The organism is Bifidobacterium criceti (genome assembly GCF_002286935.1).
Taxonomy (GTDB): Bacteria; Actinomycetota; Actinomycetes; order Actinomycetales; family Bifidobacteriaceae; genus Bifidobacterium; species Bifidobacterium criceti.
Map to the genome: position 1 here is coordinate 121,263 of NZ_MVOH01000014.1, position 23,576 is coordinate 144,838.

Consider the following 23,576-nt stretch of genomic DNA (forward strand, 5'->3'; position numbering starts at 1 on the left):
CATCGGATGCTACGATGCGTGGCATCGGCTTCGTTCCAATGGTTCAGTGGCGGCGTGTCGATGGGTCGACGGCCGTGTCGGATGCGGGATGCGTCTGCTTCGTCGCGCCCGAATACAATGCGACGGCGGATTGCGGATCGATCGTGACATGGACGTGCCCTTTGCGCACACGCACCGTCTTCGAGCAGTCCTGCACGGCGTAGACGTCGCAGTATTCGCCGTCGGGCATCGTTGTCGTGAATTCATGCTCGTATGCGTCGTCGCCGTTGTTGAACGCGACGAAGCCTTTGTCGCCACGTGAGAACGCGATGACGGACGCAGTCGGTTCCTGCATGTCCTCGACCTTCGTGCCGTGCACATGGTTGTGGAACGCGATCATGCCACGCGTCGGCGTCCAACGCTGCTGGCAGTTCCAATCGCCGTCATCGGTCGCGCATGCCTCGTCGAAGTCGACGGCGGGCACCGACGTGTCGGTCGCACCGGGGGCGCCCGCATCGTGGTCGGAGAACCGGTAGTCGGACAGCAACCGTGGCGTGCCGTAGTCGTACGCGAGCATGAACGCGTTCGCGAGCGGGTAGAGCGCACCGTCCTTGTAGGTGATCGCCTGGCCGTCGTTCCTCGCCGTGTCCCAGTTCGTCACGAACACGTTCGCGTCCTTCGATGGGATCGCGAAGGGGTTGCGTTTGGTGTCACCGAGCCGTTCCGCGAGGTCCGTGAGGGATGAGACGTCGCCGCGCAGCGCCGAGTTCAGGTTCGAGGCGTACGCGAATTGTGTGACCGTTCCGGTGTCGAAGTAGTTCTTCGGCTGGATGCCGGATGCCTCGGCCGCGTTGCCGATGACCTCCTGGATCCAGAAGATGTCGTCGGGATTCTTGCCGACCTTCTGGGCCATCCTGTCCTTGATGCCCTTGATGTCCTCGTTGCTGATGTGCTTGACGGTGTCGATGCGGAAGCCCTTGACGCCCATCCGGTAGAGCTTCGCGAGGTAGCCGGACTGGATGTCCTGCACCTTCTCGCTCGATGTGTCGAAGTCCCACATGCCGCTCAGGCGGCCTTCCTGCACTTCCTGCTGGTCGAGGTAGCCGTTGATGCTCGCGCCGTTGTCGTAGTCATGGAAGTCCTTCGCATCCACACCGTCGGGGTATTGGCCGTCCGCGTCGGTGAACGCCGGGTATTGCCCGGTCGCCGGATTGTACCGCGACCCGGCCGTGCCTTCCTTCCAACCGTCCGTGCCGGATGTGGCCGCGCCCGTCGTATGGTTGAGGACGACGTCGGCGATGATGCCGACGCCAGCCGCCGCGCATTCGTCGATCATGTCCTGGAATTCGGCTTCGGTGCCGAGTTTCGAATCGAGCTTGTAGCTCACCGGCTGGTAGCTCGTCCACCACTGCGTGCCTTGGACCGTCTCTTGCGGCGGCGAGACCTCGACGTAGGCGACGCCTTCGGGACCGTAGGTCGACGTGCATTCCTTCGCGATCGACGTCCACGGCTGTTGGAATGCGATGACCTCGACGTCCGTCCTCTCCGGCAGCGTGGTGCTGCCGGTGTCCTTCGCACCGCACGCCGGCAGTGCCGCGCACACGACCGCCGCGCATGCGAGCGCCGCAAACGCACGCGTGAGTGTATGGTTCTTCCTCATGTTCCCTGCTCCGATCACGGCCGCATGAATTCTCTACGCTTCCACTGTAAATCATTGCGTAGTGTTCGACATTGCCCGATAATGGCACCCGTTCACCGGCAGGATGCCCATCGCGCACATACCATGTGAAGCGACACAGGCCTAATCTTAGGGGAAGGCCCTGTTGAATACTCCGCAGGTTATCATGCCCGCCTCCCTGCTCCCAGCGCAAACCATCACGAACGTGTCATTGATGAGATGATAGTTCGACGATGTCGCCAATGTCATCTCATTAATGAATCCCGATTCACCTTGCGTATACCCGATCTGCCGGGCGAAGCATTCATAGGCTTTCGAATCGGCGTCATCCCTGGCAAGCCCCGGATACATTGCGCTGTCTATCATTTCGACAGCCACGCCGTTTCCGTTCCACTGTGGTTTGATCCACGAACGGTCGGATATATATTCTGCACAATTGCGGATATACGACTGAGACAATGGGATAGATGGATCCACCTCCGTACGGTGCTCATAGCGATACCATATCCATATGGCTGCTGCGACGACGGCTACGCACACGACGATGATGACGATGTGTTTTCGCCACTGTCGTGCCTCGGCGGTGTTCGTCGCATGCTTTATCCCAGCGGCCGGATGACGCCGTATTCCGGCATTGGCGAGCATAGTGGGCACATGGCTTCCCTGATACATTTCAGGAAGGGAGAAGCCATCCACTCCATCGATGTGCACATGCCAGGGATTGTCGCGAATCCACACATCATCATGCATCGCCAAGCCGGCGCCTGATTCGTGACGCGTCCCACACAGTACATGGATGCGGAAGGCAGGCGCACCGTTCTGCGCGACATTTCCAGTGAGTGTCGGGTTCGCGGAGGTGTCCATGACCACTCCGAGCATCGATAGTTGCGCGTTGTCAACAACCACAAGGTCGCCTATGTGCATGGTCCTGCGAGTCATTGCCGTTCATCCCCTTAGGTCAGCCGTGAATAGAACACAGTATCATCAGAAACGCTGTTGTCCGGAGTCTGTCCGTATGGCTGAATGATGAGATAGGCCACATGCTCCGGAGGGTTCGATTCATCAAGGCCTTGGATGGGAAGCTCGTTGGTCGGCCCCACGCGAGTCACCGCAAGTGGATTCTGTTCGAATTTGACGCCGGTTCCGGGGGTGCCGCCTACAGCCATATCCGCCATATGCAATGTGGTGCCATCACAAGGTTCGTCTCCATACATACTGCAATCGATGCGATAGGAGTATTGGGTAATCATGCGCAGCTGCTGTTCGGTGTCCGACGCACTTGGCTGGCTCTGGTAGTTGTACCCCATCAGCGTGGTCGTCTGGCCGCTGGGCAACGGATTCTCCTCCCCCATCTGCGATGTATCCAGAACCAGAGGTGTGGCCTTCCCTTCGGTCTGCGGTGTGATGATCACGCAGGTGGTGCCGTCTTTCCTGCACCATCTGCCGCGCACATTGTCCGGATTGAATTCGCCGGCGGCCTGTTGTGCTCCACCGGTAGTGGTATCAGCTGGACTTGATGACGGTTCGCTTGACGCCGACCCATCCTCAGAGGGGGTATCGTTCGAATCATCTTCGCCGTACGATTCGTCCCCACTGCGAACGTCACAGAAAAACCCACCGTCCATGCCCGTGGCGCATCGAGCTTCGACATCCATCACCGTTCTCCAGGATGCCGACTTCAGGTCAGCTCTGGTAGCCAGCATTGTGGACACGCTGCCAATGAGTCCGGTCCACAGGGCGTATCTGTTGGCTCCCGTATCCTCCTCCCCCATCGATGTGACCATACATCCCAACGTATTCCAGTCCACCGCATCAGCAGGAAACGTAACCGTAGCATATTCCGTTCCATATGCCGCGTCGATCGTCGGCAGATCACCACAGTTCCTAATCAACTCCACCACATACGAATCAGTGCTGTCGATGAGATCCTGCATCCGTTCGCGCTGCCGCTGTGCGGCTTCCTGCTGTCGTTGCATAGCCACCTGCTGCCGGTGATGCCTCACCAAGGCCATCGCACCCGACACGACCGCAATGACGCAGATGATGGCGATGACGATTGATGCAACTCGTTTACGACGACGACGTGCATGAGCGGTCGCCACCTGCTCGTCAGAAAGGGCTTTGCGCGTTACCCCCGAACGTCCAAGCGCATCGACGACATTCTCGCCAAGGAACGATTCAGGCAACGTGAACCCATCCTCGCCATCGATATGGACCTGCCATGGGTCATCCTCCAACCAGACCTCGTCACCAGACGGCAACGACGAACCATCCGCCCGTTTCCTACCGAGCACAACGCGGATGAGGTATGCCCAATTCCCTGTGTCGGCATTCCCCAATCCTCCGGTAAGATCCGGATCACCGGAGATCTTCTCGACAACACCGAGAGCGTGAATTCGTTCATTGTCGACGACAACGACGTCACCGACTTCCATATGCCTACGTGCCATTCCCTCTCCCACTCTTTATCTTTTATATAAGATAACAAGTTACGTTTCAGGATAGGGCCAGCCATCACACGCGTCAAGCCGACACACGGTTCACCCACATGTACATACCGCGAATGTTGTTCCATCTTGGTAAAAAGGATACGAAACACTTTGCACGGAAGGACGATGATGGCTGAAATCGTCACCATGAAAATCGGACCCCGGAAGATACTGGACTACAAGGAAACAGACTACGAAGGCACAATCATCCCAGCCATCGGCTGGGAACCTGGCATGAGCGAGGAAGAGATCTGGGCCTGCAGCGCCGGATGGTGGAAACTTGAGCCTGGCCGTGCGGTGCGCTGCGACATCGGCATCGTGCTCAACCCCGACAACATTGTGGTCTGCGTGGCCAAGATCAAAGGCATCGTCAAGCGCGAGGACATGCGCATGAGGTTCCTTGGCGAACTCGCCGGCGAGCACTACCATCCATGGATCGGCAAGACATTGGAGCGCAACGATTCGAAAAACCCCATCGCCTATTTCGACGAGCGCGCCATTATTGCCCCTGAGGACGTCAGCGCCGACACCAAGGTGCTCAACCGCAAATGAAACACGAAACACAATGACGCATGCCTCTAATCTCTTTATCTTTTATATAAGATATCATGTTGCAAAGCTAATGTATCCGTGCGTCGAAGAAGGCACCTATGACCACACTTGGGTTCCGTTATCACATTTTGCAGAACATCGGCGTTCCCGCACCGGCACGCGCACACATACTGGAGCGAGCGATCAACCACTGGTTCTCCACACTCGCATGGTCGAACTGGCACGTCCCCTCTCCTCTGCATGGCGTACACACGCGCACAACGGTTCCCTTCATGTCAATCGGACATCTTCATGCCACAGGAATTCCAAGCAGCGATTTTCGTGAGTTCAACATTGTGAGCGTGGACGGCAAACCGTTCTACCGCGAGCTCATCGACAACGAGCAAGGCATCAACATCTACGACGAGGCCATCGACAGACTCTGGCAGACGGTTCAGCTGCTCGAAATAACGATCCGCGCATCGCATGATGCAGTGTCCATTGACCGTGAACGAATTGCCATCATGTTCGGCAACGATACGGCCAGACCCGTTCCCACGTTGTGCCTCGACCGGATTCCCACATTGCAGGATTCACTGCGGGGATTTCAAGACGCCCTGTACAGGTCAAACCCGTTTGAGTTGTTACTGTTCGAATCGCCGATATTCACGGTCAACGATGAATGGTTTGAGACGATGCGACAAGGCGCCGATGCGTTGCATACCGCATACCGCGCCGCAGCGACTGCATGCATCCCCCAATGACCTCTTGACGCATTTGCGGAAAACCATTTGAGGAAAGGAAACACCATGGCAAAACATTCCATACCGACCATCAACTTCTTTGAGATGATGGGCATCAGCGAGGAAGAGCTCTCCCACTACTTGATCAGGTTAAATAAAAGCAGCGCCAACTGGTTCGATGTGATGACGCTGTATTACGAAAAGCACGACGAGCTCATGAACTGGGTGTTCACACGCCGTTGGAACAGTGGCGGGCGCAACAACGGTAATATGCCCCAAAGTAAGGTACTGCAGTTCATTCAGCTCGACGGCAACGAAAATCCACCCACGCATTGGCTGTTTGTCGGTGCTTATGAGATTCTTGGCACGCATGTTGAGGGCGAGCGCGAAATCTATGGTTGGAAGAGTATCGAGCGCTTCCAGCCATTCGAAGCCCGTACAGTTGTCACCTATCGCAAGGGCAAGGGCTCCATGCAGCTGGTCAACAACATGGGCAACGAGAATTTGCGTCATCGATTCATGGACACGATGATCGTGGAAAAGATTGCCCAATCCCCCGTCTCCGCCATGCCGTTCCCCGGCTACGCCAATGTGCGCCTCTCATTCGATGAGCTGGCCGCGGCGGTGCACAACGACGAATGGCGTGGTGCACTGAGCAGCATCAGTGCTGTGTATCTGCAAACCGATACGCGCACAGGCTGGCACTACGTCGGCTCCGCATACAGCCACAACGGCGGTTCACAAGGCCTGCTCTCCCGATGGGAAGAATATGTGGGCGGCGACCACACCGGCGGGAATATACTGCTCAAGGAACTCGTCGCGGAACATGGCGCCAGCTACATCGAGAAGTATTTCCAGTATTCGATTCTCGACATCTTTGACCCACGTGTCCCCAACCGTGCCGTGATCGAACGCGAACACTGGTGGATGGACACGCTCAGCTCGGTGCGCCACGCCGGCGTGGACGATCCGCACGGATACAATTCGCCGGCGCAATGGAAGAGGACCGCCGATGGTGAGGACGCCGGCACGGACTGAATGCCGCGGCCACTTGCGAGCCGAATATGGTGAGGCCTCGGGAATCCTTGGATTCCCGAGGCCTCGCTCGTATGCGTCAATGCCGGCGTATCAGGCGTTGCGCCTGCGTGCCAGCAGCATGCCCGCGCCGAGCATGGTGGCCGTCAGGCAGGCGATGACCATCGCCGTGACCGACGCACCCGTCGTCGACAGCACGGTGGTGTCGCCCGTGGTGCCGGTGCCGTTCGCGTCATCGCCGGTTCCGGAACCGCCTGCCGCACCGCCATCGGTCGAGCCATCATCGGCAGGATCGTCGGATGGATCGTTGGACGGGTCATCGCTCGGATCGTCGGCTGGCGTGTCCGCACCGTCGATCCTCTCGAACACGGCCTGCACGTGCACACTGCCCCGCGGCATCTCGAACGTGCCGTCATCGGCGATGTCGATGCCACCGCGTGTCACAACCCACTTGTCGAAACGGTAGCCATCCCGCGGCATGGCCGTCAGTGTGACCTTCGTGCCCGGGGCGACGTCGGTCGTATGGTCGGCGCTTGCCGTGCCGCCTTCGGACGCGTCCACATGCACCGGGAACATCGTGTTCGCGACGCGCCACAGCTGTGTGCCGTAGAACGGGTTCGCGGTGCCGATGAGCATGTGTTCGTCGGTGTTGACGAAGATGCGCAGGCCATGGTTGAAGGGATCGCCGAAACCGTCATCGGCGACCGTCGTGATGTCGACGGAGCCGTCCTCCCCTTCGCTGATCTCGAAGAGGTTGAAGCCACGCTTCGACTGTGCGAGGTACGGCAGTGACTTGAGGAACGCCTTGAGGTTGTTGACGTCGAGGAGCTTGACGAGCGTCTCGTAGATCTTCTTGAGGTTGTCGGGGATCCGCGGTGCGTCCGCGACGAGTCGCTGCGCCTCCGCGTACATGTCGGCGAAGTCCTCGGACGCCTTGTCGTCGAGCTCGCCACCAAGTGCGGCGAGCAGTTCGTTCGCGTGGAGCAGCCGGGCCGCCGTCTCGCTGTCGTCGAGGCTCGACGGGACGATGTCGCCGTGTTCGATGCCGTCGACGAGCGCTTTGCGGTCATCGACGTCCAACGTGACATCGACGTGCGCGTCGTTGTCTGTGTCGGCGGTCGGTTGCGCCGCGTTCGCGCGCGCCGCCGCCTGTTCGACGGCCCAATCGACGAGCGCGTCCGCGTCGTCCGTTCCCGGGCTCGCAGCAGCGTTCGCCTTGGCATCCACGTCGGCATCGTCGGACGTGGGTGCCACCGCCGCGAGCGCGTCGCGGTCGAGGATGAGTTCGAGGAACGTGCGCAGATAGGACAGTGTCGTGCGCCATTCCTCTTCGTCCATGTCGAGGACGTCGCCGTTCGTGAACTGCGCGATCGGTTCGAGCAGCGTCGTCGTGTTCATCGTCGACAGGTACATCTTGCCTTCATGCACGGTCGTCTGCCACGTGTACTGGTTCATGTGGTTGCCGTATCCGGATCCGAGTCCCGTCGTACCGCCGTCGGGGAAGGTCCCGTTCGGGTCGCCGACGAGCATCTCGATGTCCTCATTGGCGTCCATGCGGTAGAGGTTGATCGACTGTTCGAGGTTCGTCGCCTGCGTCACGAAGTTCATGCGCAGCGCGAAGCCCTGCAGCGCGCTCGAGACGTCGTTGTAGTCGCCGATGTACAGACGGTCGTTGTAGATCTGCAGCGTGCAGGCGCCGGCGCTCACGCGGCTCTCGTCCATGCCGAAGGTGTATTTCGCGCCCCTCGTCTTGTCGCCGACGAGCGGACGCCACGTCCAGTCGGCCTTCTCGGTCGGGTCGCCGTTGTTCTCGCCGACGTAGATCGCGAACGAACGCAAGGTTCCCGTCTGCTCGTTGCGCGTCGCGCTGCTGCCGGTGCAGACGACGACGTACAGCTTGCCGTTGAACTCGAGCACCTGATAGATGCCGCCGCCTCCGTTGACGTCGGAGCGGTGGATCGCCGGCAGGCCGTCGAAGCTGTCCATGTCGGCGATGACCTTGTAGGAGCCGGGCACCGACGGCGTCTTCGATGCGACGAGGTAGGCCGCGCCCTTGCCGTCGGCGGTCGGCTTGAGGTCGCCGGCGATGAGCGCGTCCTTGAACGAGCCGATCGCGCGCGTCGACGTGAACACGTTCTGCTTGACGAGCTCGCGGAAGCCGGCGGCGTCGACGCTGTCGTAGACCTTCGTCAGGCGGTCGCCGTCGGACGGGTCGACCTCGTAGATACACGGGAAGCCGTTCTGCATCGCCATCGCCGTGCCGATCTCCTGGGCCGTCAGCTCGGTGTTGTTCGTGTCCATGACCATGCCCTCGAAGTACAGCTTGCCGTTCATCTTGAACGCGCTGCGGAAGGTCGGGATGACGCCTTTGCCGCCGTCGACGCCTTCGGACTGGGACATGAGGATCTTCGTCTCGCCGGTCTTCACGTTGAACTTGAACAGCACGCCGCCGGCGCTCTTGCCGTCCGGCTCGCCGAGGTACATGTTGCCCGAGTAGAGCGTCTGGATCAGCGCGGTCGCCTCCTCGACGCTCATGCCCATGTTGGCCGACAGGCTGCCTTTGAGAATCGCCTGCACGCCGAGGCCGCCGTACATCGTGCCGATGTAGACCCAGTTGCCATCCGATTCGGCGGCGTAGCTGTAGGATTGGCCGCGGTCGCCCTGGCCGCCGCCGTCCGCCGCGATCCTGCCGTCGCCGATGTAGTCGACGACGCCGTCGGCCGTCTTCAGGCCCTTATCTGGATGGCTGACCTTCTCGAAGGTCATGCCGTTCGCCGTCTCATAGACGGTGCTGATACGGCCGTCCAACGAGGTGTCCTGTGCGCTCGCGGGGCCTGCGAGCGCGCCGATGAGCACGGCGCAAGCGGATACGGCGCCGATTGCGGCGCGTAGTTTGGTCGTCATTGTTCTCCTCAGGGATCGTTCGGGAGTTGCAAAGGCCAGATATTGTGCTGACGGCGAACAAGCATAGCATGCCGAGTCGGCCCACCGACCCAATTCGCACAACGTTTGCACTCATGCCACGCAACGTGTCCGCGATGCCACGACGCGTGTCCGACGCAAAGCTGTGCGCAACGGGCGCATATGCGAAAAGCGGGGAGGCGAACCCGAAGATTCGTCTCCCCGCTCCCGGTTGCCATGACGCCATTCAGCGTGACGGCGTCATGTCAGCGGTCGGCGCTCAGTGCGACCGGCGTTCGCGTAGTGCCACGAGGAGCACCGCGGCCGCGATGATCGCGACCGTCGCGACGACGATGACGACCGCGATCGACGAACCGGTCGAGGCCATGCCGGTCACCGCGGAGTTCGCGGCGCCCGCATCGACATGGTCGTTCGCACCAGGCTGTCCCGGCTTGTTCGCGTCACCCGGCTTGTCGGTGTCGCCCGGGTCATCCGGATTGTCCGCCCCGGCGAGATCCGCGACGGGGGCGAGAAGCACAGCGCTGTGGGCAGGCACGACGATGCCCTCGCCGTCCTTGACGGCGATCGATGCGCCTGCGACCGAAGCATCCACACCATTGACGCCCTCGGCCAATGCCACGGCCTGAGCGTCGCCCGGATGCAGGTAGGTACGGCCGTTGGACACGAGCACGCCGTAATCGCCGGCAGTCACGCCCGGCACAGTCGCAGCCTCATCACCCGCGTTGAGCGCCACCACATAGGTGCCGTTCGTACGCGCGATCTCGTAGGCCACGACGCTGTCGGCTGCCTTGAGTTCCTTCGTGTTCCTCGAGATCTGCTTGTAGCTCTCGACACGCAGCGCGGAGACCTTCTTGCGGATGGCGATGAGGTCCTTGACGTACTGGGCGTGGTCGCCATACCCGGCGTCGTTCATGCGATCCCAATCCACGGCGTTGACCGCATCGCCCGACTTGTAGCTGTTCTCGTCGCCGCCCTTCGTGCGCAGGAACTCCTGGCCCACTTGGAACTCGGAGATGCCGAACGCCATGAAGATCGCGGAATCGGCGAGCTTCGAGGTCTCGATGACCTTCGCCTTCCGGCCCGCCTCATCAAGGCCTTCGTTGCGGCCCTGTGCGAAGAGCGACTTCTCGAGCTTGTCGTTGAGCGTCAGGTTGTCGTGGATCTCCACATAATTGACGACCTGGCCTGCGTTCGCGTACCTGACGTTCGCGTTGCCGTTCGTGCAATAAGCACCGTCGAAGTCGTCGGTGTTGCGGCAGCCGAGCATGTTGTTGAGGATCACACGCTCGAGGCCCTGCTTGCCCGAGACAAAGCCGTTGTCCTCCTCGGAGAACACGGAGCCCTTGAGCTGATCGCGGATCGAATCGTTGAAGAACGAGATGGTGGAGTTCGGGGTGTCGAGTTCGTAGCCGTTCGGCTGGATCGACATCGCGGACTTGTCCATCGTCGTGTTCATGTCCCAGCCCTCGCCGACGATGACGATCGACGGGTCGATCTTGTCGAGCGCGGCACGCACCTGCTTCATCGTCTCGACATCATGCAGGCCCATGAGGTCGAAACGGAAGCCGTCCATGTTGTATTCCTTCGCCCAGTAGGTGACGGAATCGACGATGTACTTGCGCATCATCGCTCGCTCGGAGGCCGTGTCGTTGCCGCAGCCCGAGTTGTTGACGAGTGCGCCGTTCTGATAGCGGAAGTAGTAGCCCGGCACGGTGAGCCCGAACGGGTTCGTCGCGGCATCGGCCACGTGGTTGTACACGACGTCCATGACCACGCGCAGGCCGTTCTTGTGCAGGCCGTCGACCATCTGCTTGGCCTCGACCACGCGGTTGGCGGGGTCGGTCGGATCAGAGGCGTAGGAGCCTTCCGGCACATTGTAGTTGAGCGGATCGTAACCCCAATTGTAGTTGGAGTCGTCGAGCGGCTTCGTCTCGTCGACGCTCGCGTAATCGAACATCGGCTGGATCTGCACATGCGTGATGCCGAGCTCCTTGAGGTAGTCGACACCAGTGGGCTTGCCAGCGGAGTTCTTCGTGCCGTTCTCGATCATGCCGAGGTATTTGCCGCGCTTGTCGGCGTCCACACCGGAGTTCTCGTTCTTCGTGAGGTCGCGGATGTGCGTTTCCGCGATGATCGCGTCGGTCGTCTTCGAGAACGGCGCCATGCGCGTCGCACCTTCGACGGTCGTCTTGGCGGGCGACAGCACAACGGAACGCCTGCCGTTGACGACGGACGCACGCGCATACGGATCGGCGGAATCGTTGACCGTACCATCGGCGAACGACACACGGTAGATGTAGGCGGTGCCGTCATCGACCTTGGTCGTGACGCTCCACACCCCCTTGTCGCCACGTGTCATCGTGATCGGATCGTTGGCTTCGGCGTCGGCGGTCTTGGCGTCCTTGAACGTGATGAGTTCGACCTTCGCCGCGGTCGGCGCCCACAGCTTGAACGTCGAACCGTCCTTCGCGTAGGTCGCGCCGAGGTCGTCGCCGTCGTAGGCGTATTCCTTGTCGAAAGCGTCGGTGCGCACGACGGAGCCGGCGACGGCGTCGGCGGAGCCGAAGCCTTCGATAGCGACCGTGTACTTCGCGGTCACGTCGAGGTCCTTCTTGAGCGTGACCGTGACGGCCGTCCCGTCGACCTTCACATCGTCGACCTCGACCTCGTTGCCGTCGGCGTCGGTCACCTTGACATCCCCGGCCTTGACGTCGGCTGGCTTTGTCAGCTTCGCGTCAATCGTGTTCTTCTTGGCGATCTCGGCCGTCGAAATGCGCGCACCAAGCGCCGGACGCGCCGTGTAGACGGTCGGGTCGTCCTGCATGAGCCACACTTCGGCTTTCGCGGTGCCGTCGTTGTTGAAAACGAGGGCGTTGGCGGTCATCTTGATATCACCATCGGAGCCGTCCTTTTTCTTCCACTCATCGACGCCGTAACGACGCAGCAGGCCGAAGTCCGATTCGCCATTGGACGCTTGGTAGGTGTATTTCGAGAACGATGCGGTGGCGAGCTCACCCCAGTCATCATGGCCCGTGAACTTCGAGGCGAAGCCATTGCTGTTCGAGTTCCACATCCACAGATCCCACTGCGGGACCTTCGTCTCGGCGTCGGCGGCGTTGAAGTACAGGCCGTCGTTGCGCATGTAATGCACGGTCACGTCGACCTTGTCGGCCTTGCACTTGTAGTCGGCCGGCGCTTCGGTGAGCGTCGTGTCAGCGTCGGCGGTGCCGTCGATCCAGACCTCGACCGTGCCGGTCTTGCCGACCTTGACGTTGCGGTCGCCGCCGAACTTGTCCCAGTCCTCGGTCGTGATGATGAAGCCGAGGTCCTCGTACTTGCCGTCGAATGTGAGTTCGGCGACCTTGCCGTAGCAATCCTCGCCGGTGAACGGATGGTGCTTCGCTGCCATGTCGGCGCCGGTCGCATCCTTGCCCCAGACATAGACGCCACGGTTCTTCTCCGCTTCGTCAGCCGCCGGCTTGTAGTGCACAAGCATACGGGTCTGGGCACCGATCGCCTCGGGGTTGCCGACGGCGAGCGCGCTGTTCTCGACGGCGACGTGTGTGATGCCCTTGCGGATCAGATAGTTCTGGCCGCCGTTGCTGTCCCACTCGCTGGCACCATTATTGAAGCAGATCTGGTGATCCTCACCCTTGGTATCGATCGTCTTCGTGTAGTAGCCCTGCGCGTCCGGTCCTTCCATCTGTTCGCCGGGAACGGCTGTCCAATCAGAGCCAGCGCCATGGTGCACGAAGACCTTGTCCCACGTGTTGACGGGCTTGTACCACACGGTCGTCGTCTGGTCGTCCGGCTTGACGGTGTTGTCCGGGATGACGACGTCCGGGGTGCTCGGGTCAACGGCCACGTCAGACACGGGGTGCGTCGTCTTCGTTGCACCGCCGTAGATCGCGATGGCTTGCATCGCCGGCACGGTCACCTTGACCTTGCCACCGGAGACGGTCACGGTCTTCGAACAGTCCTGCACGGCGTAGACGTCGCAGTACTCGCCGTCGGGCATCGAGGTCGCGTATTCGGCCTCCTTGTCCTCGGTCGAGTTGTTGATCGCGACGAAGCCTTTGTCACCGCGCGAGAACGCGATGTTATTCGTGCCGTCGTCCTGCCACTGCTCGACGGCGGTCCCGTCCACGTAGTTGTGGAACGCGATCATGCCGCGCGTCGTCGTCCAACGCTGCTGGCAGTTCCAGTCGCCGTCCTTTGTCGAGCATTCCTTGTCGAAGTCGACGTCCGGCACCGAGACCGCGGTCGCGCCCGGCGCTCCATCATCCTTGTTGTCGTATTTGTAATCAGAAATCAGTCGCGGCGTTCCGTAGTCGTAGGCGAGCATGAATGCGTTCGCGAGCGCGTACATCGAATCGTTCTTGTAGGTGATCGCGCCGTCGTTACGGGCGGTGTCCCAGTTCGTCACGAAGACGTTCGCGTCCTTGGACGCAATCGCATTCGGATTCGACGACAGGTCGCCGATGCGCGTCGAGAGGTCCTTGAGTTCGGCGATCTTGCCCTTGAACTTGGCGTTGAGGTCCGACTTGTAGTCGAACTGCGTCACGGTGCCGGTCTCCAGGTAATTGCGCGGCTGGATGCCGGGCGCTTCGCTCGCATTGCCGATGACTTCCTGGATCCAGTAGATGTCGTCGGCGTTCTTGCCGACCTTCTGGGCCATCTTGTCTTTGATGCCCTTGATGTCCTCGTTGTTGATGTGCTTGACGGCGTCGATGCGGAAGCCCTTGACGCCCATCTTGTAGAGCTTGGCGAGATAGTCGGACTGGATGTCCTGCACCTTCTCGCTCGACGTGTCGAAGTCCCACATCGAGTTCAGGCGGCCTTCCTGCACCTCCTGTTGGTTCTTGTAATCGGAGACGCTTGCGCCGTTGTTGTAGTCATGGAAGTCGGCGGCGGTCACACCTTGCGGATATTGGCCGTTTTCGCCGGTGAAGCCCGGATAGTCGCCGATCGAGCCGTTGTACTTTGTGCCCGCCACACCGGTCTGCTCGCCTGCAGCGACATCCAAACCGGTCGTCTGGTTGAGCACGACGTCGGCGATGATGCCAACGCCCGCGGCATCACATGTCGTGATCATGTTCTTGAATTCGGCTTCGGTGCCGAGCTTCGAATCGAGTTTGTAGCTCACCGGCTGGTAGCTTGTCCACCATTCGGTGCCCTGGATCGATTCCTGTGGCGGTGAGATCTCGACGTATTTGACGCCCTGCGGCCCGTAGGTGTTCGTGCACTCCTTCGCGATCGACTTCCAGGTCTGCTGGAACGCGATGACCTGCACGTCGGTCGCCGCGGGAAGCGCCGTGCTTCCCGTGTCGGCAGGGGCGGCGTTGGCCGCCATCGGCACCGTGAGCAACGCACCCGAGCAGGCCATGGCGAAGGCCACGCCCATCCCGGTTGTGCGGCGCATCGCAGTGCGGAACTGCTGATTCACCATATGTTTTCCATTCTCTTTTCCCTGTTCCGGATGGATTCCAGTCGCGACGTCATAGTATCGTTCCTTTTCCTCCAGCCGGATTGCCAATGTATGCAACGCTCGCTTGCATATTTTGCAAGGATTTCCGAGGGATTCGTCAACGAATCGTGCATACGTTTGCAGTGAAATCACAAGCAATTATACCTCAGCTGGAAGCAAAACTCCACCGAATGCTCACATTTTCCCCTTGTGTCGGCATGTCCCCCTCCCCCACCGTGCGTCGCGATCATCGAAGGTATTGTTCGGCACAAAGCACAATGCGAACAACATGGCGGGGTCCGGAACCACAAAAGGCTCCGGACCCCGCCATATATCAGAATTGGGATAAGTTCCCGCTCACGCCTTTGTCAGTTCGGCGACCGCCTCAAGCGCAAGCCGGTAGCCGAGGAAACCGAGTCCCGTGATTGTGCCGGTCGCGACCGGGCTGATGACGGAACGCTTGCGGAACTCGTCACGTGCGGCCGGGTTCGAGATGTGCACTTCGATGAGCGGCATGTCCGCATCGAGCACCATATGCGCCGCGTCGGCGAGCGCATACGAATAATGCGTGAACGCGGCCGGGTTCATGACGACCGCCTTCTGCCCCTCGGCCGCCTCATGCATCCACTGCACCATCTGCGCCTCGTCGTCCGTCTGGCGCACATCCACGTCGAGGCCTTGTTCATCGCCCCACTGTGTGCACAGCCTGCGCAGCTGTTCGAGGTCCTGCCTGCCATACACGTCCGGCTGGCGCACGCCAAGACGGCCGAGGTTCGGCCCGTTGACGACGATCACGTTGACTCGTTCGGTTCCGGCCATTTCCACTCCAATCCTTCCGGGGACATCACAGCCCCATGATAGTACCGCGTGCGCGTCATGCCTGCTGGCGGACGCGTTCGAATGCCTTGCGCACCGCATCGGCATCGGGGTCGTTGAGGTGGAACGGTGTGCCGATCTCCTCGAGGCCGACGAAGCGCAGCGTGTTGCCACGCGCCTTCTTGTCGCGATGCATCAGGGCGAGTACCTCGTCAAAGCTGGCGCCGTTCCATGACGTCGGCAGGCCGAGCCGGTCGAGCAGGTCGTACGTGTATTCGACGGTCTGACGGTCGAGATGCCCGGTGAGGTTCGACAGTTCGGCCGCGTAGACCATGCCGACGGCGACGGCGTTGCCATGCCTCCAGCGGAAATGCTCGAGCTGTTCGATCGCATGCCCGAATGTGTGTCCGTAGTTGAGGAACTCGCGCAGCCCCGCTTCCTTGAGGTCGGCGGACACGTGGTACGCCTTGACGCGCACAGTGCGTTCGATGAGTTCGGCGACGACGGGTTTGAGTGGTGATTCGAGGAACGTCTCGCCGTCGAACGCGCGCAGCTCGTCGGCATGGTCCTCAAGGATCGTCAGAATCTCCGGGTCGCGGATGAATCCGGATTTCGCGACTTCGCCGAGGCCTTCGATGAAGATGTCGTTCGGCAGCGACGTGAGCGTGCGCAGGTCGGCGAGGACGCCCGCCGGCGTGTAGAACGAGCCGACGAGATTCTTGCCCTGCGGTGTGTTGATGCCGGTCTTGCCGCCCGTGGACGCGTCGACCATCGCGAGGAGCGATGTCGGACAGTTCACATAGCGCACACCGCGCATCCATGTCGCGGCGACGAAACCGGCGAGGTCGGTGCATGCGCCGCCACCGAGCCCGACGATCGCGTCGGAGCGTGTGAAGCCCTCGTTGCCGAGCCGCTCCCAGATGCCGTTCGCGACCTGGATCGTCTTGCCGGCCTCGGCGTCCGGGATGACGATGTCGCTCACCTCGTAGCCGGCCTTGCGCAGGATCGCGCGTGCGCGGTCGGAGTGGCGCTGCACCGACTGCGTATGGATGAGCGCGACGCACACGGGCCCTTCGCCGATGACATCGGGCAGATGGTTGAGCGTCCCCTCCCCGATGCGCACGTCGTATGGTTCGATGCCCGCGCCGTCGACGTGGACGATTCCTTCATTCGTCATTTCGATCATCTTCCTTGCCGCCGCTTTCGGTGTCATGCCATGGGTGCGTACGATGACGTTCGCCACCTGCCTGTAGACCGGATCGCGCTGCTCATAGAGCGCCATCCACCGCGCGTCCGCGTCGCCGTCGAGCATCGGCCGCCCGCCGCCCCTGCGCGCGCGGTCCATCGCCTCGGACGGGTCGGCGAGCAGGTAGATGACCCGGCCGCCACGGTCGGCGTAGTTGCGCAGCCGCTCACGCACGGCCGGCGTCATCGGGGCGCCGCCACCGAGCGCGTAGATGCCGTCGAACGAGCCGAGTGTCTCGTCGATGACGTCATATTCGACCTGTCTGAACGCCGGTTCGCCATGCTTCGCGAAATACTTCGGTATCGTCATGCCGATGCGTCGCTCGATCTGCTCGTCCGCGTCCTCGAACGCGATGCCGAGCATCTGCGACATCTCCTTGCCGAGCCGCGTCTTGCCGGCGCCCATCATGCCGACGATGACGGCCTCCGGCTGCCGCCGCGCACGCTTGGCGCGTCTGCTGTGCCCTGCCACTGCTCTCCTTCCGATATGCCGCGCAATCGATGCGTTTCAGCGCATGTGCTCGGGCCACGAGGCGAGGTAGGCCTCGATGTTGCGGCGTGTCTCGGCGATGCTGTCGCCGCCGAACTTCTCGAGCACATATTTCGCGAGCGTGAGCCTGACCATCGCCTCGGCGACGACCGCCGCCGCCGGCACCGCCGTGCTGTCGGAACGCTGGTTGATCGCCTGCGCCGCCTCGCCGGTCGTCACATCGACGGTGCGCAGCGCCTTCGGAATCGACGGGATCGGTTTCATCGCGGCGCGTACACGGATCGGCTGCCCGTTCGACATGCCGCCTTCGATGCCGCCCGCGCGGTTCGTGAGCCGTTCGATATGCCCGTCCGCGCCGGTGACGATCTCGTCATGCGCCTGCGAGCCGGGGCGCATCGCCTCAAGGAAGCCGTCGCCGATCTCGACGCCCTTGATCGCCTGGATGCCCATGACGGCCGATGCGAGCGCCGCGTCGAGCCTGCGGTCGGATTCGACATAGGTGCCGACACCGGCGGGCATGCCGTATGCGATGACCTCGATGACGCCGCCGAGCGTGTCCGCGTTCGCTTTCGCCTCGTCGATGCGCGCAATCATGCGCGCCTCGGCGTCCTTATCGAGTGTGCGCACCGGGGACGCGTCGAGTGCGTCGACGTCATCGGGGGTGGGCAGTGGCATCGCGGACGAATCGTCCGCACCCGCACCGCCGATCGACAGGACATGCGATACGGTGCGGATGCCGGCGGCCTGCTCAAGGAAGCGGGCCGCGATCGCACCAAGCGCGACGCGTGACGCGGTCTCTCGGGCGCTTGAACGCTCGAGCACGGGACGCGCGTCGTCGAACCCGTATTTGCGCATGCCCGTCAGGTCGGCGTGGCCAGGGCGCGGACGGCTCAACGGCGCGTTGCGGCCCTCACGTGCAAGGTCATGGTCGAGCGCGTCCGCACTCATGACCTCGGTCCATTTCGGCCATTCGGTATTGCCGATCTCGATTGCGATCGGCGAACCAAGCGTGGAACCGAAACGCACGCCGGTGAGCATGCGCACCTGATCCTGCTCGAACTTCATGCGCGCGCCGCGGCCGTAGCCGAGGCGGCGGCGGGCGAGCGCCCCACGGATGTCGTCCGACGTGATCCTCACGCCTGCGGGGATGCCCTCGATCATCGCGACGAGCGCCTCGCCATGGGATTCGCCAGCGGTCTGCCAACGCAACATGCCAACTCCTTTGGTCCTTGGGAAAACTGTGACTATCTTAACGGTATGCCGTACCTTTGCTGCCTGCCCGGACTGCTTTGTGGAATCGCGGCGTGCGTGACCGACATGCGCCGCCGCCTTGTCCCGCGACGCCTCATCATCGCCGGCGTCACCGCCCAGCTCGCAGCATGCATGTTCCTCGCATCCTCCACCGGTGAGGCGGTCGTGCTGCTCCACGCGATCACAGGCCTTGTGTGCGCGGCCGGCATCCAGCTCACGCTTGCGCTCATCCGCCCGGGCGCGCTTGGCCTCGGGGATGTCACCGCGTGCGCGCTCATTGGCTGTATGCTCGGCGTGTTCGGCACCGCCGCGTTCATATCGTGGTGGCTGTTCATGGGCCTTTTGGGCCTCGTGTGGATCGACGCATGGCACCGGCATGCGAAACGGCACCCTGACGCGGATGCCAGGGTGCCGTTCGTCCCGGTGATCGTCGCCTCGGGGCTCCTTGCCGTCGCGACGTCGGTCATCGGGCATTAATTCGCGTTCTCGTTGCCGTTCTTGTACTCCTGGACGAACTTCTCGAACTCGTCATAGCTGCTCGTGAACTTCGTCTCCCCCGTCTTGAGGTCGGTCGTCACGAAATACAGCCAGTCGCCGTCCTCGGGATGCATCGCCGCTTGGATCGCGTCATCGCCCGGATTGGAGATCGGCGTCGGCGGCAGCCCCTTGTTCACACGCGTATTGAACGGGTTCGAACCGTCATTGAGCTGGTCGTTCGTCAGCTCCGTACCCTTGACTTTGAACCCGTATGCGACCGTCGAATCCATACCGAGCGGCATGTCGTCCTTGAGGCGGTTCTCGATGACGCGGCTGACCTTGCCGTAGTACTCCTGCGAGTTCACTTCGGCTTCGACGATCGACGCGATGATGAGGATGCGTTCCCGTTCCTCATCTTCCGGCACGCCAAGCTCGTTGAGGTTCTCGATCCTCGACTGCACCATCTGCTCGAGGATCGAGCGCGGGGTCGGATTGTCCCCGATGTTATAGACGCCCGGTTCGAGCCAGCCCTCGATCTTGCCGTTCGCACTCGCGGGGAGGATCTCGCTCATCTTCGCCGCGTCGTTGACGTAGTCCTCGAAATCCTTGAGCGGCAACCCCGAGGACGTCGCCGCCGTCTTGAGCACATCATCGAGGCGCTCGCCCTGGCGCACCTCGACGAAACCTTTCGCGTTGCCTTCGTCGGAGAGGATCTTCGCGACCGCGGACGCCTTCATATGGTATTTGAGCTCGTATGTACCCGGATAGAGCGTGTACGAATTGCTTGCGACGACGCCCGTGAACGCGTCGACCGATTTGATGATGTCCTTTGCGTGCAGCCCTTCGGCGATCTCGGCGACGCCCTGCCCCGATTCGACCGTGAACGCCACGTCGCCGTCGCCCGGACCCGGATAGTCGTCGACGACCGAGCTGTCGGTGAGGTTGTTGTGCCGCCACTGCTTGACCTTGCCGTACGCGAAAACACCGATGCCGATGCACATCGCGATGACGACAAGCGATGCGATGATGACGATCAGGCGTTTGCGATGCTTGCGTTTGCGATGCCGGCGCATATCGCGGCGCGATTTCGGCGGGCGCGGCGGCAATGTCGATGAGCCGCCGTCCACGCCGTCCGAGCCGAAATGGTCATGGCCCGAGCCATCATCCCAGGAATCGTCATCGCTGAAAAAATCATGAAAATCCTCAGGCACACTCTCTCCTCTGAACCTTGCGCATCACTGGCGGGCCCGTTCCAAAGCCGTCTGCAGGATCGTCACCGCTGACTGCTGGTCGACCGCGGCGCGGTGCCGCCGGCTTCCCAATTGCGCGTCGAACAGTCGGCGGTGGGCGTCGACCGTCGTCAGACGTTCATCTATGAGCATAATATCAGGTACCCAGTCGATGCCCGACATCGCATCTTCCGATTCGGCCATGAGGCGCGCGCCGAGCGACTTGGCCCACCGGCGCGCCTTCTTCGCGCTTTTGCCCTCGGTGCCGTCCATCTGCAACGGCAGGCCGATGACGACGCATGTGACATGCTCGTCCTCGATGACGTTGAGGACGTCGTCGAACGCCTGGAAATAATCTCCCCGCACGGTGATGTTGCCCGCGGGATGGGCGAAGGTCAGCTCCGGGTCGGACAATGCGAGCCCGACCCGGGCGTTCCCCAAATCGATGCCTAGCCAGACCATGGGGCGGGCGGTCAGGCCTTCTGCGCTTCCTTGGCGAGCGCCGCGACGGCATCGTCGAGCTTCGACGCGTCGGAACCGCCGCCCTGGGCGAAGTCCGGCTTGCCGCCGCCGCCGCCGCCGAGGATCTTCGAGGCGCCGCGCACAAGGTCGCCGGCCTTGATGCCTTCCTTGCGCGCCGCTTCGTTCGTCGCGACGGCGACCATCGGCTTGTCGTCCTCGTTCACGCCCGCAAGCGCGACGACGACCGGACGGTCGTCGCCCAGACGGTTGCGGATGTCCATGACGGTCTTGCGCAGCACATCGAACGAGCCGAAGTGGCCGACGTTCTTCGCGGCGACGACGATCGGCGCATGTGATGCGTTTGCGTCGTCGATGATCTGCGGTACCGACGCGGCGATGCGCGCCTCATACATCGCGGCAAGGCGTCGATCCGAATCCTTGAGCCTCGCGAGGAGCGTGTTGACGCGTTCGGCGAGCTCGTCGGGGCGCGCGTTGAGTGTGTCGGACAACTGCGAGACGAGCGCATGCTCGCGCGCGTTGTAATCGTAGGCGCTTTCACCCACGAGCGCGTCGACGCGTCGCACGCCCGAGCCGACCGACGCCTCGGACATGATGTTGACGAGGCCGATCTTGCCGGCGAAATCGACATGGGTGCCGCCGCACAGCTCACGGCTCCACCCGTCATCGCCGATTGTGACGACGCGCACGACGTCGCCGTACTTCTCGCCGAACAGATGCATCGCGCCGAGCGCGATCGCGTCGTCGAACTTCATCTCCTGCGTCGAAACGTGCAGGTTGTCGCGCACACGGTCGTTGACGCGCGCCTCGACGGCGCTCATGAGCTGCTTCGTCGGCGCCTTCGGCCACTGGAAGTCGAAGCGCAGGCGGTTCGGGGCGTCCTCGGAGCCACGCTGCGTCGCCTGCGGGCCAAGCTCCTCACGCAGCGCCTTGTGCACGATGTGCGTCGCGGTGTGCGAACGGGCGATCGCGCCACGGCGCTCGACGTCGATCTCGGCGGTCACTTCGGCGCCGACGACGAGCGTGCCCTCGATGAGGCGGCACTGGTGCACGATGAGGTCCTTGATCGGCTTCTGCACATCGTCTACCTCAAGCACGGCGCCATCATCGGAGACGATGTCGCCCTGATCGGCGAGCTGGCCGCCGGCTTCGGCGTAGAACGGCGTGCGGTCGAGGATGACCTCGACGGTCGCCGGTGCGGAGACCGCCGGCACGGAGCCGACGCCCTCCATCATGATGCCGAGGACGCGGCTGCGCGACGTCATGTCCGTGTAGCCGAGGAACTCGATCGGCGCCTCAAGCTTGTTCTTGAAATCGTCGTATTCGCTCAGGTCCACGTTGTGGCGCTTCCTGAGCGCATCCTGGCGCGCACGCGACTTCTGCTCGTTCATGAGCTCGCGGAACTTCTCCTCGTCGACCTTGACGCCCTGGTCCTGCGCCATCTCGAGCGTGAGCTCGATCGGGAAGCCGTAGGTGTCGTGGAGCGTGAACGCCGCGTCGCCCGAGACGACCGGCTGCGCCTCGTGCTGCTTCGCGGCTTCGGCCTTCGCCTTCGTGACGGCCATGTCGAAGATCTCGATGCCGTTCGTGAGCGTGCGGCGGAACGCGTCCTCCTCGCCATAGGCGGCTTCGGACACGTCATGGAACGTGTTCGCGAGCTCCGGGTAGTTCGGTTCCATCGCGGCTTCGGACACGGGCAGCAGTTCGGGCATGACGGGCGTCGTGACGCCGAGCACGCGCATCGCCTCGATCGTGCGGCGCAGCAGGCGGCGCAGCACATAGCCGCGGCCCGCGTTGCTCGGACGCACGCCGTCGCTCATGATCATCAGCGCGGAGCGCACATGGTCGGCGACGACGCGCATCTTGACGTCCGCGTCCTTGTCCTCGCCGTACTTGATGCCGGCGAGTTTCTCGGCAGCCTCGATGACCGGGAAGACCTCATCGGTCTCGTAGATGTTCTGCTTGCCCTGCAGCAGGTACGCGAGACGTTCGAGGCCCGCGCCGGTGTCGATGTTCTTGTGCTTGAGCTCGCCGGCGATGTGCAGTTCGGTCTTCGACTTGACGTTGTCGACCATATAGTTCTCGAAGACGAGGTCCCAGATCTCGATGTAGCGGTTCTCGTCGGCGATCGGGCCGCCTTCCTTGCCGTATTCGGGGCCTCGGTCGACGTAGATCTCGGAGCACGGGCCACCGGGTCCGGGGCCGCCCGTCGTCCAGAAGTTGTCCTCCATGCCGAGGATCTGGATGTGTTCGGTGTCGACGCCCTCGTTCTTCCAGATCGCGCGCGCCTCGTCATCGTCGGTGTACGTCGTCATCCACAGCTTCTCCGGGTCGAAGCCGTAGCCGCCCTGATCGACGGGGCTCGTGAGCAGCTCGTACGCGTAGTGGATGGCCTCCTCCTTGAAGTAGTCGCCGAAGGAGAAGTTGCCGAGCATCTGGAAGAACGTGCCGTGGCGCGTCGTCTTGCCGACCTCGTCGATGTCGAGCGTGCGCACGCACTTCTGGTTGCTCGCCATGCGGTGGCTCGGCGGCGTCTGCTCACCCATGAGGTACGGGATGAACGGCACCATGCCGGCGATCGTGAAGAGCGTCGTCGGGTTCGGCGAGATGAGCGAGGCGGACGGCACGATGAGGTGGTCCTGCTTCTTGAAGTAGTTGAGGTATCGCTGCGCGATCTCCGCGGTGCGCATTGCTGGCGGCTCCTTTGAAGATGGTTGAAGATGATGGTGGGGTTGCGTTGGGAT

15 protein-coding genes are annotated in these 23,576 nt (G+C 62.1%); 4 read left to right on the forward strand and 11 right to left on the reverse strand.

Annotated elements, in window-relative coordinates:
• Window positions 1-43 precede the first annotated feature (43 nt).
• From B1526_RS06120 to B1526_RS06130, 3 genes are all read right to left on the reverse strand, one after another.
• The gene (locus B1526_RS06120; protein ID WP_095615251.1) at window positions 44-1,639 is read right to left on the reverse strand and encodes an alpha-amylase; all 1,596 of its coding nucleotides are present in this window, start codon (window positions 1,637-1,639) and stop codon (window positions 44-46) included.
• Window positions 1,640-1,786: 147 nt separating this feature from the next.
• Window positions 1,787-2,596, reverse strand: coding sequence for a hypothetical protein (locus B1526_RS06125; protein ID WP_095615187.1), 810 nt, complete (start codon window positions 2,594-2,596; stop codon window positions 1,787-1,789).
• 14 nt (window positions 2,597-2,610) lie between these two features.
• A complete protein-coding gene (locus B1526_RS06130) occupies window positions 2,611-4,092 on the reverse strand; it encodes a hypothetical protein (RefSeq protein ID WP_095615188.1) in 1,482 nt (493 codons plus the stop codon).
• Window positions 4,093-4,272: 180 nt separating this feature from the next.
• Between B1526_RS06130 and B1526_RS06135 the strand changes: the two genes are divergently transcribed.
• The 3 genes from B1526_RS06135 to B1526_RS06145 all read left to right on the forward strand — a co-directional run bounded on the left by B1526_RS06135 (window position 4,273) and on the right by B1526_RS06145 (window position 6,458).
• Window positions 4,273-4,698: a protein-(glutamine-N5) methyltransferase gene (locus B1526_RS06135; protein ID WP_095615189.1), complete on the forward strand. Its 426-nt coding sequence runs from the start codon at window positions 4,273-4,275 to the stop codon at window positions 4,696-4,698.
• Window positions 4,699-4,796: 98 nt separating this feature from the next.
• Window positions 4,797-5,441, forward strand: a complete 645-nt coding sequence (locus B1526_RS06140; RefSeq protein ID WP_235607071.1) for a hypothetical protein — start codon at window positions 4,797-4,799, stop codon at window positions 5,439-5,441.
• 45 nt (window positions 5,442-5,486) lie between these two features.
• A complete protein-coding gene (locus B1526_RS06145; RefSeq protein ID WP_095615190.1) occupies window positions 5,487-6,458 on the forward strand; it encodes a GIY-YIG nuclease family protein in 972 nt (323 codons plus the stop codon).
• 90 nt (window positions 6,459-6,548) lie between these two features.
• Here the strand turns inward: B1526_RS06145 and B1526_RS06150 are convergent, their stop codons facing one another.
• The 5 genes from B1526_RS06150 to aroC all read right to left on the reverse strand — a co-directional run bounded on the left by B1526_RS06150 (window position 6,549) and on the right by aroC (window position 18,607).
• Complete coding sequence (locus B1526_RS06150; protein ID WP_095615191.1) at window positions 6,549-9,359, reverse strand: InlB B-repeat-containing protein; 2,811 nt, start codon at window positions 9,357-9,359, stop codon at window positions 6,549-6,551.
• 277 nt (window positions 9,360-9,636) lie between these two features.
• Entirely contained in the window at window positions 9,637-14,826 is a 5,190-nt protein-coding gene (gene pulA, locus B1526_RS06155) for a type I pullulanase (protein ID WP_235607072.1), read from the reverse strand.
• Between the two features lie 375 nt (window positions 14,827-15,201).
• Window positions 15,202-15,663, reverse strand: coding sequence for a type II 3-dehydroquinate dehydratase (gene aroQ, locus B1526_RS06160; RefSeq protein WP_095615192.1), 462 nt, complete (start codon window positions 15,661-15,663; stop codon window positions 15,202-15,204).
• 55 nt (window positions 15,664-15,718) lie between these two features.
• Window positions 15,719-17,377, reverse strand: coding sequence for a bifunctional shikimate kinase/3-dehydroquinate synthase (locus tag B1526_RS06165; protein WP_095615193.1), 1,659 nt, complete (start codon window positions 17,375-17,377; stop codon window positions 15,719-15,721).
• Between the two features lie 36 nt (window positions 17,378-17,413).
• Complete coding sequence (aroC, locus tag B1526_RS06170; protein WP_095615194.1) at window positions 17,414-18,607, reverse strand: chorismate synthase; 1,194 nt, start codon at window positions 18,605-18,607, stop codon at window positions 17,414-17,416.
• A gap of 45 nt (window positions 18,608-18,652) precedes the next feature.
• Here aroC and B1526_RS06175 point away from each other — a divergent pair, with 45 nt between their 5' ends.
• On the forward strand, window positions 18,653-19,123 hold the full coding sequence (locus tag B1526_RS06175; RefSeq protein ID WP_268802228.1) for a prepilin peptidase: 471 nt from the start codon (window positions 18,653-18,655) through the stop codon (window positions 19,121-19,123).
• Here B1526_RS06175 and mltG read toward each other — a convergent pair.
• The 3 genes from mltG to alaS are packed head-to-tail and all read right to left on the reverse strand — an operon-like array spanning window position 19,120 to window position 23,522.
• Window positions 19,120-20,334, reverse strand: coding sequence for an endolytic transglycosylase MltG (mltG, locus tag B1526_RS06180; protein ID WP_095615195.1), 1,215 nt, complete (start codon window positions 20,332-20,334; stop codon window positions 19,120-19,122). The genes B1526_RS06175 and mltG overlap by 4 nt on opposite strands.
• Before the next feature lie 24 nt (window positions 20,335-20,358).
• On the reverse strand, window positions 20,359-20,814 hold the full coding sequence (gene ruvX / locus B1526_RS06185; RefSeq protein ID WP_095615196.1) for a Holliday junction resolvase RuvX: 456 nt from the start codon (window positions 20,812-20,814) through the stop codon (window positions 20,359-20,361).
• Window positions 20,815-20,825: 11 nt separating this feature from the next.
• A complete protein-coding gene (gene alaS, locus B1526_RS06190; protein ID WP_095615197.1) occupies window positions 20,826-23,522 on the reverse strand; it encodes an alanine--tRNA ligase in 2,697 nt (898 codons plus the stop codon).
• Window positions 23,523-23,576: the final 54 nt, after the last annotated feature.